At 57.0% G+C, this 16,353-nt stretch carries 18 protein-coding genes and 1 riboswitch; of the genes, 8 read left to right on the top strand and 10 right to left on the bottom strand.

Annotation, left to right across the window (positions count from 1 at the left end):
- The first annotated feature begins 123 nt into the window (after window positions 1-123).
- Window positions 124-558, top strand: coding sequence for a YhcB family protein (locus tag B347_RS0104815; RefSeq protein WP_019408576.1), 435 nt, complete (start codon window positions 124-126; stop codon window positions 556-558).
- 103 nt (window positions 559-661) lie between these two features.
- Here the strand turns inward: B347_RS0104815 and B347_RS0104810 are convergent, their stop codons facing one another.
- The gene (locus B347_RS0104810; RefSeq protein ID WP_019408575.1) at window positions 662-1,384 is read right to left on the bottom strand and encodes an OmpA family protein; all 723 of its coding nucleotides are present in this window, start codon (window positions 1,382-1,384) and stop codon (window positions 662-664) included.
- Between the two features lie 324 nt (window positions 1,385-1,708).
- Between B347_RS0104810 and B347_RS0104805 the strand changes: the two genes are divergently transcribed.
- Complete coding sequence (locus B347_RS0104805; RefSeq protein WP_019408574.1) at window positions 1,709-3,034, top strand: AAA family ATPase; 1,326 nt, start codon at window positions 1,709-1,711, stop codon at window positions 3,032-3,034.
- A gap of 5 nt (window positions 3,035-3,039) precedes the next feature.
- A complete protein-coding gene (locus B347_RS0104800) occupies window positions 3,040-3,729 on the top strand; it encodes a retron system putative HNH endonuclease (RefSeq protein ID WP_019408573.1) in 690 nt (229 codons plus the stop codon).
- A gap of 57 nt (window positions 3,730-3,786) precedes the next feature.
- Here the strand turns inward: B347_RS0104800 and B347_RS0104795 are convergent, their stop codons facing one another.
- The 5 genes from B347_RS0104795 to B347_RS0104775 form a co-directional block, all read right to left on the bottom strand.
- Window positions 3,787-4,695, bottom strand: coding sequence for a MurR/RpiR family transcriptional regulator (locus B347_RS0104795; RefSeq protein ID WP_019408572.1), 909 nt, complete (start codon window positions 4,693-4,695; stop codon window positions 3,787-3,789).
- Window positions 4,696-4,816: 121 nt separating this feature from the next.
- A complete protein-coding gene (locus B347_RS0104790) occupies window positions 4,817-5,929 on the bottom strand; it encodes a succinylglutamate desuccinylase/aspartoacylase family protein (RefSeq protein ID WP_019408571.1) in 1,113 nt (370 codons plus the stop codon).
- A 119-nt stretch (window positions 5,930-6,048) separates the two neighbouring features.
- A complete protein-coding gene (locus tag B347_RS0104785) occupies window positions 6,049-6,828 on the bottom strand; it encodes an ABC transporter substrate-binding protein (RefSeq protein WP_019408570.1) in 780 nt (259 codons plus the stop codon).
- Between the two features lie 305 nt (window positions 6,829-7,133).
- Entirely contained in the window at window positions 7,134-8,900 is a 1,767-nt protein-coding gene (locus B347_RS0104780; protein ID WP_019408569.1) for a DUF1302 domain-containing protein, read from the bottom strand.
- Between the two features lie 175 nt (window positions 8,901-9,075).
- Window positions 9,076-9,705: a LysE family translocator gene (locus B347_RS0104775; protein ID WP_019408568.1), complete on the bottom strand. Its 630-nt coding sequence runs from the start codon at window positions 9,703-9,705 to the stop codon at window positions 9,076-9,078.
- Window positions 9,706-9,785: 80 nt separating this feature from the next.
- On the opposite strand from B347_RS0104775, the gene B347_RS0104770 reads away from it, so the two are divergent.
- The 3 genes from B347_RS0104770 (at window position 9,786) to B347_RS0104760 (ending at window position 12,627) form a co-directional block, all read left to right on the top strand.
- Window positions 9,786-10,751 (top strand): 2-hydroxyacid dehydrogenase, encoded by a 966-nt coding sequence (locus B347_RS0104770; RefSeq protein ID WP_019408567.1) that lies wholly within the window; start codon window positions 9,786-9,788, stop codon window positions 10,749-10,751.
- A 30-nt stretch (window positions 10,752-10,781) separates the two neighbouring features.
- A complete protein-coding gene (locus tag B347_RS0104765; protein ID WP_019408566.1) occupies window positions 10,782-11,780 on the top strand; it encodes a class I SAM-dependent methyltransferase in 999 nt (332 codons plus the stop codon).
- A 49-nt stretch (window positions 11,781-11,829) separates the two neighbouring features.
- Window positions 11,830-11,951: riboswitch (yybP-ykoY riboswitch) on the top strand.
- Window positions 11,952-12,042: 91 nt separating this feature from the next.
- Window positions 12,043-12,627, top strand: coding sequence for a TMEM165/GDT1 family protein (locus B347_RS0104760; protein WP_026013988.1), 585 nt, complete (start codon window positions 12,043-12,045; stop codon window positions 12,625-12,627).
- 118 nt (window positions 12,628-12,745) lie between these two features.
- Here B347_RS0104760 and B347_RS0104755 read toward each other — a convergent pair whose 3' ends face one another.
- Genes B347_RS0104755 through B347_RS0104740 form a run of 4 tightly spaced genes read right to left on the bottom strand, consistent with a single transcriptional unit; the run spans window position 12,746 to window position 14,729 of the window.
- Window positions 12,746-13,564 carry a M48 family metallopeptidase gene (locus tag B347_RS0104755; protein WP_019408564.1) on the bottom strand — a complete coding sequence of 273 codons (819 nt, stop codon included), beginning with the start codon at window positions 13,562-13,564 and terminating at the stop codon, window positions 12,746-12,748.
- Between the two features lie 34 nt (window positions 13,565-13,598).
- Window positions 13,599-14,225, bottom strand: a complete 627-nt coding sequence (locus B347_RS0104750) for an SOS response-associated peptidase (protein WP_019408563.1) — start codon at window positions 14,223-14,225, stop codon at window positions 13,599-13,601.
- A gap of 48 nt (window positions 14,226-14,273) precedes the next feature.
- A complete protein-coding gene (locus tag B347_RS0104745; protein ID WP_019408562.1) occupies window positions 14,274-14,534 on the bottom strand; it encodes a putative signal transducing protein in 261 nt (86 codons plus the stop codon).
- 12 nt (window positions 14,535-14,546) lie between these two features.
- Window positions 14,547-14,729 carry a CPXCG motif-containing cysteine-rich protein gene (locus B347_RS0104740; protein WP_019408561.1) on the bottom strand — a complete coding sequence of 61 codons (183 nt, stop codon included), beginning with the start codon at window positions 14,727-14,729 and terminating at the stop codon, window positions 14,547-14,549.
- A 103-nt stretch (window positions 14,730-14,832) separates the two neighbouring features.
- Between B347_RS0104740 and B347_RS0104735 the strand changes: the two genes are divergently transcribed.
- Both B347_RS0104735 and B347_RS0104730 read left to right on the top strand, forming a co-directional pair.
- Entirely contained in the window at window positions 14,833-15,999 is a 1,167-nt protein-coding gene (locus B347_RS0104735) for a 1-acyl-sn-glycerol-3-phosphate acyltransferase (protein WP_033387172.1), read from the top strand.
- Between the two features lie 111 nt (window positions 16,000-16,110).
- Entirely contained in the window at window positions 16,111-16,317 is a 207-nt protein-coding gene (locus B347_RS0104730) for a hypothetical protein (protein ID WP_019408559.1), read from the top strand.
- Window positions 16,318-16,353 lie beyond the last annotated feature (36 nt).

Here is a 16,353-nt window from a genome sequence, read left to right as displayed (position 1 = left end):
CCCAAACTGGGTCGACACGTCTAGCTGATAGATTCTGTCTGACATATTTGCGAGTGCATCGCGGTATACAGCGCAGGTCCGAGCCGTTAACGTAAAGCAAAGCCGTTTATAGAGGAAGGACTCGTGGAACACTCGCTCTTGATTTGGTTGTTGCCGACTCTCGCCCTGGTTGCCGGTGTCGCTATTGGTTTTCTGATTGCCCGTCTGCTGCCGAACGCCGCACCTAGCCGCACGCAGCGTCAGTTGGACGACATCCAGGAACGTTTTGATAATTATCAAAGTGAAGTGGTTACCCACTTCAACAGCACTGCCACGCTGGTGAAAAAACTCACTCAGAGCTACCAGGAGGTGCAAGACCACCTCGCCGAGGGCGCCAACCATTTGGCCCTAGACGAGCAAACTCGCCAACGCCTGCTGGCCGCTCTGCACTCTGACGCGCCACAACCGCATCGCGAGCGCCTAACCCCGCCGCACAGCGCCGAGCCGCCAAAGGACTACGCCCCCAAAACCCCGAATGCCCCCGGTATGCTCGATGAGCATTACGGCCTGAAGAAGTAATTCATCCGGCAAAGCGCTCAATAAAAAGCCCCGCGATCAATGATCGCGGGGCTTTTTGTTGATGCTGTAGCCGCTGCCGAAGGCTGCGACTCCATCCGCCACGTTACGGGTACTGCTGAACCTGGCCTTGTTGCTGGTAATTCATACCTGGGATAGGCGCCAGAGTGATCTGCACCCGGCGATTCTGAGCGCGGCCGTCTGGGGTGGCGTTGCTGGCAATCGGATCTGCAGGACCTTTACCGATGACCGAAAGGTACTGACCGCTGACACCCTGGGACGTCAAATACGTCGCGACGCTTTGCGCACGTTGTTGCGACAACTGCTGGTTGAAGGCGAGATTGCCGGTGCTATCGGTGTAACCCACGATTTGGATCTGCTGCTGGCCATTCAACTGCTTCAGCGAGTTAGCAAGGCTGTTAAGCGGCTGATAGAAGCTTGGCGCGATGTTCGCCGAGCTGGTCGCAAACGTAATGTTGCCAGGCATCACCAAGGTAATGTTGTCGCCTTGGCGCTGAACCTCAACCCCCGTGTTAGCCATGCTGGCACGCAACGCCGCTTCTTGCTTGTCTGCATAGTAGCCATAACCCGCAGCACCCAGACCCGCCACGGCAGCGCCAATCAATGCGCCCTTGCCACGATTGTTATGGTCGATGGCAGCACCTGCAACAGCACCGGCCAAGGCCCCCAGACCACCGTAAGTGGCTGTTTTACTCATGCCCGAAGAACCCTGTCCTTGCCCTTGGTTGCTGTACGGGTTTGGCGAGGCGCAGCCGGCTAACAAGGCAATCGCACTTGCAGCAATAATCAAACGACGGGAGGTGAACATGGTGAAGCTCCTGATCAATCTTTCTGGGGGCAGAGGTTTCTGGCAATAGACCTCTGTAGGGCGTTAGAACGCGAGCAGCAGTAAAAATTCCTTGGCCCGCGTTCATCTCTCTCCGCAAAAGATAGCCGCTTGATTGCCAGCCCACAAATCAGGATGTTCTGTCATGCCGCATGACACTGACCTACCCTAGAAAGGGTCAGGGCACACCGCATGCAGTTAAGCACTGTTAGTATGTGCGCCTACATTGTTCCGCGCTCTAGGGGCAGCCAGCAACCATAGAGCTGCAGAGCTGACGGGCCGCACTACTCAGCCAGAAAAGAGCCTATGAACCTCACCAAACTCAGCCTCATGAATTACCGTCGCTTTGCCGATTTCGACATCGATTTCCACCCCGAACTGACAGTAATCGCAGCGCGTAACGGCCAAGGCAAAACCACCGTTCTAGAGGCCATTGTGGCGGCTCTCGGGCCTTTTGTAGGAGCGTTCGATCAAGGCATATCCAAGCATATTGAGCGCACTGATGCCCGTTACCTCAGGGTGGGCAAAGGCTTCGAAAATGAGCAGCAATTCCCGGTCATTATCAAGGCCGAGATGAACACCCCCGATGTGCAATGGCAGCGAGCCTTAAATGGCCCGAAGAGTCGTACAACTACCAGAGAGGCCGAACCGCTAGCAACCTGGGGCAGAGAACTCCAGACAATGCTGAGAACAGATTCCGAGGTTTCGCTTCCTGTCGTTCGGTACTACAGCTCCAGGCGTCTTTGGGTCAGCCACAAAAACGTATCCACAAAAGCAGTTCTGACTGAAAGCCGTACCGCGGGCTATGAAGACTGCCTTTCAGTGTTCTCAACCTTTGTCCAACTACAAGAATGGATGAAAAAAGCTACGCTTGCGGCCATCCAACAAACGCAACATGCGGGCTATGAGCACTCCAACCTCACGCCTCGCCTGCAGGGCATCAGTGATGCTGTCAATGAAGTGATGACAGAAGAAGGCTGGTTTGGATTTCATTACAGCTTGATATTTGAAGAGCTGGCCATGTCACACCCTGACCACGGCTCCTTGCCCCTGAGCTTGCTGAGTGATGGTGTGCGGGCAATGATCACCCTGGCGGCTGACTTGGCACTGCGTTGCACGCGCTTGAATGGGCATCTCAAGGACAGAGCACCCCGCGAGACAACCGGCATTGTTTTGATTGACGAAGTTGATCTGCACTTGCACCCGGCCTGGCAGCAGCGCGTAATTGTCAGTTTGCGCAAAGCATTCCCAAACATACAGTTCATCATCAGCACTCACAGCCCACAGGTACTTTCTACCGTCACCAGAAGCAATATCCGCGTAGTGTTTCAGGACACAGCAGGACAATGGCAAGCTGTTTCGCCCTTACAGGAAGTCAAAGGCATTGAAAGTGCCGTCGCACTCAACGACATCATGGGCGTCAACCCTATCCCGCCAGTCGAGGAAGCGCAGTGGCTGGCCGACTACATCGCCAAAATAGAAAACGGTAGCCACGAAAGCGTTGAAGGTGGCGCCTTGCGCAACAAGCTGGCCAAGTTTTATGGCGAGCAACATCAGATTTTGCTGGATGCCGACAGACTGATCCGCTTTCAAGCCTTTAAATTGCGTAAGCACTCGGACACCAAGGACTAGTCGCCATGCTCAAACTGGATCGTGCCGACATCATCGCCCCAGCCTGCTTAGCCGAATATGACTACCGAACACAACGTTGGGACGACTTTAAGAGCGACTGCAAAAAACAACTGCGTTTCGCCCTCTTTCAGTTCCAGGGGATCCCGGGAATCACCCTGGAGAATACCCGCGAATATGGCTTGCGCTGTGCGTACTGTGAGAGCGCTATTCGCAATGAAGGGCATATTGAACATTTTCGTCGCAAAAACCCAAAGCACGGCTACCCCGAGCTGACGTTTGAATGGAGCAATTTTTTTCTCGCGTGTGGCGCCAACACGCATTGCGGGCACTACAAGGATCGCCCATCAGCAGCAGCCTATAACCCTGATGAGCTAGTCAAACCTGACGAACATAATCCCGAGCACTACTTTTATTTCCATTCAACCGGAGAAGTGCGCGTTCGCAGCCCCTTAAGCCCAGAAGACAACCATCGCGCCACAGAAACCATTCGCGTTTTCGGCCTGAACGACAATGCTCTCGCAGGTGCAAGAGCCAAAGCTGTCAGCACTTACAAAAATATAAAAGCCGAGGATTTCGAAGAATTAATGTCCTGGGATGACGCCGACATTAATGAATACCTTCAAGGTGAAATCGAGGCCACACGCTGGCACCCCTACGCCACAACCATCAAACACTTTTTATGCAGCAACATCTGACAGCTCCTTGCCCTGCATGAGCTTGATAAAGCCACGGCAGCGCCGATGGCCTACTGATCATTTTTTAGACGTTTTTGTACTGACCGGCACATGCAGGTAAGACATCACGCTCTCAGTCAGTTCGGTTGCCAGTTTGACCGCTTCCTTGTTACGCGCCATCACCCCCGCAACCAATCCCTCGATCAAGGCGAGCACCGCGATGCTGGAGCTGGTCATCACCGGATGGTCAGCAGGCGCAAACAACACGTGCTTGGCAATGCTGGCCAACGGCGAAGCAGGCGAATCCGTAATCGCCAGCACCGTTGCGTTACGCTCGCTGGCGAAGCGCGACAGTTGCAGGGTATCGATGGAATAGCGCGGCAGGGAGATCGCCAACAAGACATCCTGATCGGTGATTGCCGCCAAGCGGTACGCGGCGTTTTCGTTGCCGCCCTCCATGCTAATTGCGATGGCATCGGGACAGAACGGGGTCAGGGTCGAAGCCGCGAAACCTGCAAAGTAGACACTGTTGCCAAAGCCCAGAATGTAAATCCTGCGCGCTTTTATCAGGTGAGTGACAAAAGTTTCAAAGGTGTCTGGATGATTATTACTGGCCGCCGTTGCCAAGTTGCTGCTCGCGCTCTGGATCTGCTCATGCAAGCCAAACGCCCCGTCGGGCCGATGAGCCAGCTCATTGCGCAATTTGTCGACGGGCGACACCACTTGCTGCAAGGTCGCTAACAATTCGGCCTTCATGCCCGTGTAGCCGCCCAAGTTCATAGCCTTGGCCAAACGATTGACTGCCGCAGGCGAGGTGAGCGTTTCGTGAGCCATGTCCTCAATCGTCAGCGTTGCGGCCCGCAAAGGGTGGCGCAGGATAAAATCCGCAACCTTGCGCAGCGAGGGCGGCAAATCAGGCACGATCTCTGCCAATTTGCGCATGACCGGCGCGGCATAGATCGTAGTGTTTTGGGAGGGGCTTGGCATATCCAGCTCAACATGTCCGATGAATAAAAGAAGTGCCGGGCAGGTGCACACTACTGTCCTAGGAGCGAGCTTGCTCGCGATCGTTGCTCGTTCCTACCGTTGGCTCCGTGCCGCGCGTGGGTCAGTCAGTGAGCAAGCGCCCTTGACGAACAGGCACACTGCCAGCGACCTTGGCCAACCATAAACCGGGCTGAGCAAAGCGCAAGCGCTCACGCGCATAGAGAATGCCATCCGTGCTGGCACGCACCACACTGTGCTGGTCTGTGATCGGATCTATGACTTCAAAAAGAGGGTCGCCCACCTTGACCCTGGCCCCCAGCGGCTGGGTGAAGCTCACCACGCCAGGGTGCGGCGCATAGGCGTATTGGGCGCCCGCAAACGGCGTGGCCTCACAACACTGAACGGGGACCGGCGGCCAATCGCCGCTGATCAGGCCATGATCCGCGAGATACCCCAGAATCGCTTCGGCACTCTCAACGCACTGATCAGCTTCGGTATCGGCCATACCGCGCAATTCAAGGGTTGCAGCCACACACGCCAAAGGAATATCGGCCTCAGGAAAACGTTCAGCCAAACGCAACCAAGGGATCGCACACGCTTCATCAAACGCGCTGCCACCCGCGTCTTCCGCCAACAGGGCGGCCTCAGCTTTTAAGCGTGCGGCCAACGGACGCAAGCGCAACCAGTTTTGCGGCATGGCATACAGCAACATGACCGACTCAAAATCGCAGTGCAGGTCCAGCACCACATCCGCGTCACACGCGTGACGCATCAATAAACAACGCAAAGCGTCCAGCTCCGATGCCGGAGCCGGTAGCGCATTGAGCACCTCAATCATTGCCCGGCGGATAAGTGCGGTGTTGGCAGTGGCATCGCTACCGAGCAGACCGTCCAACCGATCGGCCAACTCATTGGTCAAGGCCGGAAAATCGCGGTTAAAGTTTTTGCCACTGGAAAACTCAAAACGGCCTTGATGGGTTGCCTGAAACATCTGGGCAATTCCGATAGGGTTGGCCATGGGCACCAACTCAACCACCCCGCTCAACCGGCCCTGATCTTCAAGCTCCAGCAGGCGGCGTTTAAGCTCTACCGCGACGCGCATCCCCGGTAGTTCGTCTGCGTGCAAAGAGGCCTGGATATAAGCCTTACGCGGGCCTTGGCCAAAACGAAACAGCGACAAATGGCGCTCTGTGCCCGTTGCAGTCCACGGCAACTGATACTTAACGTGTTCCACAAATACTCCTTAGTGCTTGTGCGGTGCCAAAGAGCCCAGCCAACGATACTCGGCCAACGTGGACGAGCGATCCCTTAACAGGCCCCCTCAAGAGAGCCTTGTCAGCTGGGCGGGACAGCTTACTGTTGGCCGTAGATGTCGTAGGTGAAGTACTTGGCCATCACTTGTTCATACTTCCCATTGGCGCGGATGGCATCAATGGCCGCATTCAGACGATCGACGTTCGCCTTATCGCCTTTACGCACCGCAATTCCCGCCCCGCGCCCAAAGAAATTCGGGTCATTGATGTCCGGCCCGACCAGTGCGTAACCCTCGCCTTTCGGGGTTTTGATAAAGCTCTCATCGGTGTAGATGATGTCAGCGAGCGTGGCATCCAGACGGCCCGCAATCAGATCCAGGAACGCCTCACTTTGTGTGGAGTAGCGCACCACAACGACACCGGCGGTTTCGAGCTTCTGGGTGGCAAAACGGTCATAGGTTGAAGAACGCTGCACCCCGACGCGCTTGCCTTTGAGATCCACCAAAGGATCGTTCAGCACATTGCCCGCCTTCATCGCGAACTTGCCGGGGGTGTGGTAGTACTTTTTGCTGAAATCGACAGACTTCAAACGGTCTTCGGTGATCGACATGGACGACAGCACCGCATCCACCTTACGTACCTTGAGCGAGGGAATCATGCCGTCAAATTCCTGAACAACCCACGTGCACTTGGCCTTCATTTCTTCGCACAGTGCATTACCAATGTCGTAGTCAAAGCCACCGATATCACCGTCACTCGTTTTGAACGAAAACGGTGGGTAAGCCGCTTCAATACCGATACGCATCGGGGCCTCTTCGGCGTGTGCCATAAAGCTGAAAGCGCACAGTGCCAGTGCACCTAGAAGTTCTGTCTTGTTCAAGTTATTGACTCCTGGAAGGTGTTCGGGGGGGAAGAAATACTCGCCATCCGCATTGGCGCAGTGGGTCTGTCCATGGAGGTTGCGACGCCATAGATGACACGAGTTATTTCATAAATCAACACAGTGAAAAAAAACATATCAGAAAAATACACAAAAAAGCCCTGCCGCAACATCTGGCAGGGCGTTTGAGGCTTCAACTTCGAGGTGGATGTCGAGCACTGTACGAAATATTTTCGAGCGAAGGTTAGGCCAGACGAGAACGCGGAGCGCTACGGTGTCTAAACGAGCATTTAGAGCCTAGTCACTCAGAATTTGACCCCAACACTCAGCGCCACAAAATCGCGGTCGCTGAGCGTGTTGTAGCGCCCACCAAAGAAATTGGTATACGACAGGCTGCTGGTGTAGGTGTTTTCGTATTCGGCATCAACACCCAACGTAATCGCCTTGCGACCTTCTTCGAAGGTGTTGTCAGGCCCTGGCGAGTAGCCGCTGACGTCATGCGACCAGGCAAGATTGGGCCTCAGGTCAAGGCCCGAGAACACCTTGTTGTATTCCCACACCGCTCGCCCGCGATAGCCCCAGGCATTGGCGGTGGTAAAGCCGTCATTACCTGCCGAGCCAAACACCGGGTCGCGCCCGTAGCGCAGGTCAGCCTTGTCTTCCAGCCCCGCCACATGCGTGATGCCCACTTCGCCAATCAGCGTCAGTCGATCCGCGCCCATCGCATTGTCGAAGATATGCGTCAGCGACGTCTGAAACTGGCTGATCTCTTTGCGTCGATACCCTTGCGAATCAGCCCCCGGCGTCACGCTCAGGGGGGACGCATCGGCAAGGCCCGGCAGTAATGTCACGTTGGCGTACAGCACGTCATTGCTGTTGAGCTGCACCGGCGCATTGGGCCGGTAACTCAATTCACCCTTCCATGTCGTGCCTGTGGATAACGTGGTCTTGAAGCTCAGCCCGTACAGCCGAATATCTTCTGGGTACTCAATGTAGTAGCTGGAATTGCCCGCCACGATCATTGGCGCCAGACTGCCTGCCCCTACAGCGGCGGTATACGCCGACTGCGGCGCAGCGCGACCACTGATAATCGGGTCACGACTGTGGTAGTTCATGAAGAACGCACCAAACTCAGTGTCCAGCGGCTCAAACACATAGTGCATAGCCACGCCAAATTGCCCGCCGTTGCGCGCATCGCGATCAACCCCGCGGCGGATCAACACACCTTCGCCATTCACATCGACGCCCGCCGAGGTCAGCGCCGACAGATCGGCAACGTCCAGCGCCGAACGCTTGCTCATCACCCGATAATTGCCGCTGCAACCGTCGGCGATCACGTCAGATTGTGAGAAGAACGTCCCGCAGTTATCGGCTTCGGACTGCTCCCAATCAAGCTGGTAAAACGCCTCGGCCGATAAATTATCGGTCAAACTTTGCGAGACGTAGAACAGGTTGACCGGCACCAAGCCGTCTTTTATTTCAGTGCCTGGGCGTCGATAGGCCCAAACACCCGTGGGGTTAATCGCATTGATCCCACCGCCGATGAACTCACTCTCGCCCCAACTGACCACTTGCTTGCCCACGCGCACAGCACCCGGCTGATCGCCAATCGCGTAGTTGTGATAGACGAACGCGTCCAGCAGTTGCGTACCCGCAGACTGCGCGGAGGCCTTTCGGCCGCTGTCACTGATAGGTTTGAAAGGCCGGCTGTCGTCTTGCAACTCGAAGTCGTACCAGTACTTGCCGCGCACATAGAGGCCGCTGTCGCGATATTTCAGCTCCAGGCCGTGTGTACCGGTAAAAATTTTCGAAAAAGTCTCGCCGCGTTTGAAATTTAAGCGGCCATCGTCGGAGATTTCAGATTGGCCTTTGCCGCCGTTGTTGGCGCCAATCAAGTTGCGATCCGCCTTGGCAGTGGACCAACTGGCGCCGATGGACAGCTCGGAATCCAACTGACCTTCGACTTCACCGATATTAAAGCTCACGCCCCAGGCGGGCCCGGCGAGCGTCGAGACGAGGCTGACTGCCAATGGCAGTTTGGCTCGGCACCAGAACCGGTTAACTGAGGACATCGATACTTCTCCGTGCGCGCGCTGCAATAAGCCCGCAAGGATGAAGGAAAACCAGAATTTGACAAGAAGACCCGCGAAAACGGCCGCGGGCTTTATGAAGACCGCGGGGGTTCGGGAAAACGGGCCGCTTCGCAACCCTTAGCAACCTTCGGCAGCGACTACGGTTCTTTATGGGTCAATGCATCTCGGTAAAGGCCAGTTTCACGCCCAGCGCCACCAGCACCGCGCCCATGGTGCGATCAAACCAGTGGCCCATGCGGGCAAAACCGGTACGTACGCGCTGATGGCTGAACAACATGGCCACCATGCAGAACCACGCGCCGGTCGCCACCGCGAGGTAAACACCGTAGCCCGCTTGAATCGTCAACGGTGTGTGCGGATTGATCACCACGGTGAACAACGACAGAAAGAACAGCGTCGCTTTTGGGTTCAAGCCATTGGTCACAAAACCCGCCGTGAACGCCCCGCGCGCCGTGCGCTCGCCCACTGGCAGGGCTGCCGTAGCAGCAGACGGATCAGCCGGTTTGGCCCGCAACGCCTTGATCCCGATGTACAGCAGATAAGCCGCCGCCAGCCACTTAAGGGCGTTAAACAGCACAATCGACTGCGACACAATAATCCCGATACCCAGCAATGAATAACCCACGTGCACGAAAATTGCCGTGCCCACGCCGAACGCGGTAAAAATGCCAGCACGACGACCGTGAGTCACGCTTTCACGTACCACCACGGCGAAATCCGGGCCGGGGCTCGCTACCGCCAGCAAGTGAATCAGGGCAACAGTCAAGAATTCTGTCCAGTACATGCACGGCTCCATTACAAATTGTTTCTTCTGTTAGGCTCGCCACATTACGCCTTCACTCGACAGCACAAAAGGTACAGTTGATGACGATTACTCACCGCGCCGTGTTCCTTGATCACCCTTCCCTGGATCTGGGCGACCTCGACCTCAGCCCTCTAAGCAGCCTGTTCAGCGAACTGCTGCTGTTCTCGGACACAACGCCCGACAACGTGATCGAGCGCGTGCAGGGCGCCAGCGTCGTCATCAGCAATAAAATCCTGCTCAACGCAGCAACCCTCGCCGCCTGCCCCGACCTCAAGCTGGTTCTGGTGACTGCCACCGGCACCAACAACGTCGACCTTGAAGCCGCCCGCGCCCTGGGAATCACCGTCGCCAACTGTCAGGGTTATGGCACGCCATCGGTGGCGCAGCACACCTTGAGCCTGTTGCTGGCACTGGCCACGCGGCTGATCGACTATCAAAAAGCCGTGGCGCAAGGCCAATGGCAACAGGCCAAACAGTTTTGTCTGCTGGACTTCCCAATTGTCGAACTGGAAGGCAAAACCCTTGGCCTGTTTGGCCACGGTGAACTGGGCAGCGCCGTGGCCAAACTGGCCGAAGCCTTTGGCATGCGCGTCTTGATCGGGCAGATCCCCGGTCGCCCGGCCCGCGCAGACCGCCTGCCCGTGGACGAACTGCTGCCGCAGGTCGACGCCCTGACCTTCCACTGCCCGCTCAACGAACACACCCGCAACTTTATCGGCGCCCGCGAACTGGCGCTGCTCAAGCCCGGCGCGTTTGTGGTGAACACCGCACGCGGCGGCATGATCGACGAACAGGCGCTGGCCGATGCCTTGCGCAGCGGTCATTTAGGCGGTGCTGCCACCGACGTGCTGAGTGTAGAGCCGCCACGCGACGGCAACCCGCTGTTGGCCGCAGACATTCCACGCCTGATCATTACCCCGCACAGCGCCTGGGGCAGTCGCGAAGCGCGGCAGCGAATCGTCGGTCAACTCACGCAAAACGCCGAAGCGTTCTTCAACGGTACAGCGCTGCGGGTCGTCAGTTGATAGACTGCGCCCCTTTTTGAGGAGCAGATTATGGATCCGCGCAGTGAAGTACTGCTTCGTCAGCCTGACTACTTTCAAGGCTCGTTACTGTTAGTCGGCTTGCCGGCTGATGAATTGCTCAGCGAGTTTCCGAACGCACACGGCTGGTGCTGGCACGCGGGCGATCAAGCCGCGCTCGACGCCCGCTTTGCCGGGCGCGTGCATTTCGGCGTCGAAATCCCCGACCGGGCCTTCGACACCGCGGTGGTGTTTCTGCCCAAGTCCAAGGAACTGAGCGATTACGTACTCAAGGCCGTGGCCGCTCGCTTGCCCGGCGCTGATGTATTTTTGGTCGGCGAAAAGAAAGGCGGCATCGAAGGCGCATCCAAACAACTCATTCCGTTCGGCAAGCCGCGCAAGCTCGACAGCGCGCGGCATTGCCAGCTCTGGCAAGTCACCGTTGAAAATGCCCCCGCCGCACCCGTGCTTGAGCAATTGGCGCAGCACTATGAGCTGGATCTGGCCGAAGGCCCGCTGAAAGTGGTCAGTCTGCCAGGCGTTTTCAGCCACGGCCGCCTGGATCGCGGCAGCGCCTTGCTGCTTGATCACCTAGACAAACTGCCCAGCGGGCACGTACTGGATTTCGGCTGTGGCGCAGGTGTGCTTGGAGCAGCCGTCAAACGCCGCTACCCGCATAACAGCGTCACTTTGCTCGATGTCGATGCGTTTGCCACCGCCAGCAGTCGTCTGACACTGGCTGCCAATGGTCTGGAAGCGGACGTGATTACTGGCGACGGCATCGACGCAGCGCCGATGGGTTTGAACACTATTTTAAGCAACCCGCCATTCCATGTCGGCGTTCACACCGACTATCACGCCACCGAAAACTTGCTGAAAAAAGCCGTCAAACATCTGAAAACAGGTGGCGAACTGCGCCTTGTGGCCAATAGCTTCTTGCGCTACCAACCGCTGATCGAAGAGCAATTCGGACACTGCGCCGTTAAGGCCGAAGGACAAGGTTTTCGGATCTATAGCGCCAAGCGTCGTTAACACCATTTTAAAAACAAGGCTTGCCGGATCGGATTTGCCTAGGCAGAATCCGCTCCGTCCTAGGGGAGTAGTCTCCCTTGAGCCTTAAGCTCATCCGGCATGCGTCAACATACTTGGTCAACAGACCATGGTGCATGCGACCCAGGCGTCCGCACAGACGGACCAGGGTTTGACAAGACCTATGACACGAACACCTTACCCGGGGCGGGAAGGCTGTACGTGTCATAGCCGTGTCGACCCGCCCCTGGAAAATTACCTGATGATGCTCGATTCCTTACTCGTTCCTACCGCAATCGTTGCCTTGGCCGAAATCGGCGACAAGACGCAACTGCTCGCACTCATCCTGGCGGCTCGCTTTCGCAAACCTTGGCCTATCATCGCCGGCATCGTGGTGGCGACCCTCGCCAACCATGCGGCAGCGGGTGCTGTGGGCGCCTGGTTCAGCACGTTCTTCACCGACGTGATGCTGCACTGGATCCTCGCCGCGAGCTTTACCGCCACAGCGCTTTGGACCCTAGTCCCGGACAAAATGGACGACGACGAAGCCAGCACTGCACGCAAGTACGGTCCTTTCGTCACCACACTGATCACCTTCTTCATTGCCGAAATTGGTGACAAGACCCAAGTCGCGACCGTGATGCTGGCCGCACAGTACCCGGACCTGTGGCTGGTGATTATCGGTACCACCTTGGGCATGCTGATTGCCAACGTGCCGGTGGTATTGGCGGGTAACTTTGCTGCAGACAAACTGCCACTGACCCTGATTCGCCGACTAGCCGCGACTGCGTTCTTCGTCTTGGCCATTGTGGCCGTGTACAAGGCGATGGTGACAAGCGGCTGGCTGTAGCCCGCCACTGATTACCCGTAGGAGCGGGCTTGCTCGCGATGGCATCAGCGCGATCAATCATTCAGACCGCGCCCGCCTTATCGCGAGCAAGCCCGCTCCCACACAAGACCTACACGCCTCAGGTCTTCGGAGCCTGTTGATAAAGCGGCATTACTTTGGGAATCGCCGCTTCCAGCGAGGCAATCCGGCTGCTGGATGCCGGGTGAGTGCTCATGAATTCAGGCGGCGCGCTTTGCGAAGCCTGACCCATTTTCTGCCACAAAGTAATCGCCGCACTCGGGTTGTAACCCGCACGTGCCGCCAACTCTAGGCCAATCAGATCGGCTTCGTTCTCATTGCTGCGGCTGTTGGGCAACGTAAGGCTGTAGTTGACCACGGTATCCGCTAATTGAAGGCTGTCCTGCCCCAACCCTAGCAGCGCACCCGCGCCCTGCTTGGCAATCTCGATGCCATACGCTTTGGACATGGACTCGCGCCCGTGCTCACGCAAGGCGTGAGCAATTTCGTGCCCCATGACCGCAGCGATTTCGTCATCGCTGAGCTTGAGTTGGTCGATGATCCCACTGTAGAAAATGATCTTGCCGCCAGGCCCGCAATTGGCGTTGAGTTCGTCACTCTTGATCAGATTGACCTCCCAGTTCCATTGAGCAGCATCGGGGCGAAAAACCGGCGCCTGAGCAATCAGGCGGTTGGCAATGGCTTGCAAACGCTTGGCATTGGCACTGGTTTTGTCCAACTCGCCCTTGGCGTTAGCCGTGCTGACGGTCTCTTGGTACGACTGTGCGTACATTTGGTCAACTTGCTGACTCGACAGCATGCTGAACATGTATTGCTTGCGCTCAACGCCCACCGCGCCACCGCTGGTGGTGTTTACTGCCTGGCAACCACTGAGCAACACGCCTGCGCCCAGCGCGCACACTACTGCTAACTTACCCATCATGAGTCTCCCTATTGATGGCGCGCATCGTATCTCAACCCGGCGTCAGGCACTCAGGCGCATTGAGTTTGGGATCATTGACCAAATTGGCTAATGGTCGCTCACGCAGCGGGGATTGCGGGCTGGCAAGCAGCGCCTGCAAAACATGCAGCGGGGTTTGTGGGTCGAGCCAGGCCTGTTGCCCGGCTTCATCGAGAATAAGCGGTCGGCGCTGACTGGCGGCGGCTTGGGTGACGACAGCGGTGCTGAGCCAGACGTGCCCCTCAACCGGATAAGCCTCCCAGATGCCTGCGAAAAACAGCGAAGCGCCCTCACCCGGCGTCAGCCAATACGGGCGTTTGCGCGTGGTACCACGCCATTCATAAAAACCGTTGGCCGGTATCAGGCAGCGGCGCTGGCGAAAAGCATCGCGAAACATGGGTTGCTCAACCAACGTTTCGGCCCGAGCGTGAGCCGGGGTTTTCGACAGATCGGTCAGCCACGACGGGGTCAGCCCCCAGCGTGCTCTCGCCAACTCACGCTGACCGGGCTCGGCACCGGCGCGTATGATCAACACGGAGTCGTTAGGTGAAATGTTCCATTGGGCCTGTTGATCAGCCGGAAATCCTGGCAAGGCTGCAAACGCAGGGTTCCAGCGAAACAGGGCAAAACGTCCACACATGGGGCAGCACAACTCTTCTATATAGAGGCAGTAAAAAGGCCGCTGCGCTCAGCAGTCCAGCACATCGGGAAAACTGTCGGGCTCATCGCCCGCCATCGGCGACGCGCCATTGTACGCATCGATCAACTCACGCGCGTATCGTGCCTGCTCATTGTCCACCGCCAAACCCAGGAGCCCCAGTGCGGGCAACTCACCCGTGCCGCCAATCAGATCACGTCCCTGCAAACAGGCCTTAACCCCTTCACTGGCCAGCATCCCCAGCAAAAGCTCGGCCTCCATCAGGTTTTCTGGCTCGTAGATTCGTTGCATCGCGCTCACCTGCTACTCGTTTTCACTGTGCACATCGAGCATCCACTCATGACCGTCTATCTGGAGCGTGAAGACAATGGGCCGACAACACACTTCGCAATCTTCAATGTAGGTCTGATCGCCGCCTGACAAATCAAGTACAGCTTCGGCTTGTTCACCGCAATAAGGACAATAATACAGTTCGGTTTCAAGCATCGCGGTCTCCAGAGTGACTTGTGCGTATAATCGCCGGTCTATTTGCAGGGCTAATTGTTGTCCTGCCCTGTGTACTAACCCTAGCCGTTTCCAACAAGAGAGCATGATGGGCGAATTCGATACCATCCGACCTTACAACGACGCCGAAGTCCCAGCAGTGCTGGCCCGGCTGCTCAGCGACAAGGCGTTTCTAGATATCCTGACCCACTTTCGCTTTCCGCGCCTGGCTGGCGCTTTCGGCTGGCTGTTAAAACCTCTTATAGCGCACCGTCTGCGTAAAGAATTCGCGAGCGTAACATCCGTTGCGACCTTGCAGGACAAGGTCGAAGTGTACGTCGACCGCACCATCGAACATGCCACTGATGGCGTAACGTATACAGGCGTTGAACACTTAAAGTCGGGCACCGCCTATCTGTTTCTGGCCAACCATCGCGACATCGTAATGGACCCGGCCTTCGTCAATTACGCCGTGTACCACGCGGGTTTGCCGACACCACGTATTGCGATTGGCGACAACCTGCTGCAAAAGCCTTTTGTCAGCGATCTGATGCGCCTGAACAAGAGCTTTATCGTGCACCGCTCGATCACCGGCCGCCGCGAAAAACTGGCGGCATACCAACTGTTGTCGGCGTACATCAACCATTCGATTCGCAGCGACGGCCAGTCAATCTGGATCGCTCAAGCCGAAGGCCGCGCCAAAGACGGCGATGATCGCACCGACTCGGCCATCCTAAAAATGTTTCACATGAGCCGTAAAGACGAGCCATTCGCTGACGTCGTTAAGTCGCTGAACATGACCCCGGTGTCGATCAGTTACGAATACGACCCGTGCGATCAGGCCAAAGCGCGCGAGCTTTACATCCGTGCCACCACTGGCACCTACAACAAAGTGCCGGGCGAAGACGACACCAGCATTGCCAACGGCATCACGGGCTACAAAGGCCGTGTGCACGTAAACTTTGCAGCGCCGATTACCGGGGCTTTCGAGGACAGCAAATTGCTGGCCGCCGAAATGGATCGCCATATTCTCAGTGGCTACCGGCTGTTCCCGGCGCATTACCTGGCCTATGCACAGTGGAGCGACGCCGACCCGCAATTGCAGGTTCCGAGCGCCGCCGAACTGTTCCCGACCGAAGAGCTGACCAAGGCCCAGCAAGAGTGGCAACGCCGTCTCGACGCGTGCCCTGTCGAGCACCGCCCGTACTTGGTGCTGCAATACGCCATGCCGGTGCGCAATCAGTACCGAATCAAGGCCGGGCTGCCTCTGTAACATCGCCACAGCGGTGGGCTGGCACAGTCCATCCGGTTAATTTTTGCTGTCACCGTATCGTCATGTCTAGAGGCCACTCTGTGGCCCCTCGACACCGACACGGAGCTTGTCATGCTGCACGCTGAAAATCAGGACCGCCTCTACTTGATCGCGCCTAGTGACGAACAACAGGCGCTAATCGAGGGGTTAGCATTCAACGTTCAAGACCGCCACTGGCTGGTCTACTGCGCCCTGAGCGGCCACACCCACGCCGATTTGCCAGAACTTGATCTGTTCACTGGCGTCAGCCGTCTTGAGGTGTATGCCGAAGCGGCCTAACCCCTTTAATACCAAAAAGCCCGAACTCACTGAGTT

Origin of the sequence: Pseudomonas psychrophila HA-4 (genome assembly GCF_000282975.1) — a bacterium.
GTDB classification, from domain to species: domain Bacteria; phylum Pseudomonadota; class Gammaproteobacteria; order Pseudomonadales; family Pseudomonadaceae; genus Aquipseudomonas; species Aquipseudomonas psychrophila_A.
Note: the sequence above shows the minus strand (reverse complement) of the source record. Positions and strands in the feature narration are given on the sequence as shown.

What these genes read in the sequence shown, in the direction of transcription:
- B347_RS0104810 (WP_019408575.1), bottom strand. Translation starts at nt 1,384, where the DNA reads ATGTTCACCTCCCGTCGTTTGATTATTGCTGCAAGTGCGATTGCCTTG.
- B347_RS0104805 (WP_019408574.1), top strand. Translation starts at nt 1,709, where the DNA reads ATGAACCTCACCAAACTCAGCCTCATGAATTACCGTCGCTTTGCCGAT.
- B347_RS0104800 (WP_019408573.1), top strand. Translation starts at nt 3,040, where the DNA reads ATGCTCAAACTGGATCGTGCCGACATCATCGCCCCAGCCTGCTTAGCC.
- B347_RS0104795 (WP_019408572.1), bottom strand. Translation starts at nt 4,695, where the DNA reads ATGCCAAGCCCCTCCCAAAACACTACGATCTATGCCGCGCCGGTCATG.
- B347_RS0104780 (WP_019408569.1), bottom strand. Translation starts at nt 8,900, where the DNA reads ATGTCCTCAGTTAACCGGTTCTGGTGCCGAGCCAAACTGCCATTGGCA.
- B347_RS0104775 (WP_019408568.1), bottom strand. Translation starts at nt 9,705, where the DNA reads ATGTACTGGACAGAATTCTTGACTGTTGCCCTGATTCACTTGCTGGCG.
- B347_RS0104770 (WP_019408567.1), top strand. Translation starts at nt 9,786, where the DNA reads ATGACGATTACTCACCGCGCCGTGTTCCTTGATCACCCTTCCCTGGAT.
- B347_RS0104765 (WP_019408566.1), top strand. Translation starts at nt 10,782, where the DNA reads ATGGATCCGCGCAGTGAAGTACTGCTTCGTCAGCCTGACTACTTTCAA.
- B347_RS0104760 (WP_026013988.1), top strand. Translation starts at nt 12,043, where the DNA reads ATGCTCGATTCCTTACTCGTTCCTACCGCAATCGTTGCCTTGGCCGAA.
- B347_RS0104755 (WP_019408564.1), bottom strand. Translation starts at nt 13,564, where the DNA reads ATGGGTAAGTTAGCAGTAGTGTGCGCGCTGGGCGCAGGCGTGTTGCTC.
- B347_RS0104750 (WP_019408563.1), bottom strand. Translation starts at nt 14,225, where the DNA reads ATGTGTGGACGTTTTGCCCTGTTTCGCTGGAACCCTGCGTTTGCAGCC.
- B347_RS0104745 (WP_019408562.1), bottom strand. Translation starts at nt 14,534, where the DNA reads ATGCAACGAATCTACGAGCCAGAAAACCTGATGGAGGCCGAGCTTTTG.
- B347_RS0104740 (WP_019408561.1), bottom strand. Translation starts at nt 14,729, where the DNA reads ATGCTTGAAACCGAACTGTATTATTGTCCTTATTGCGGTGAACAAGCC.
- B347_RS0104735 (WP_033387172.1), top strand. Translation starts at nt 14,833, where the DNA reads ATGATGGGCGAATTCGATACCATCCGACCTTACAACGACGCCGAAGTC.
- B347_RS0104730 (WP_019408559.1), top strand. Translation starts at nt 16,111, where the DNA reads ATGCTGCACGCTGAAAATCAGGACCGCCTCTACTTGATCGCGCCTAGT.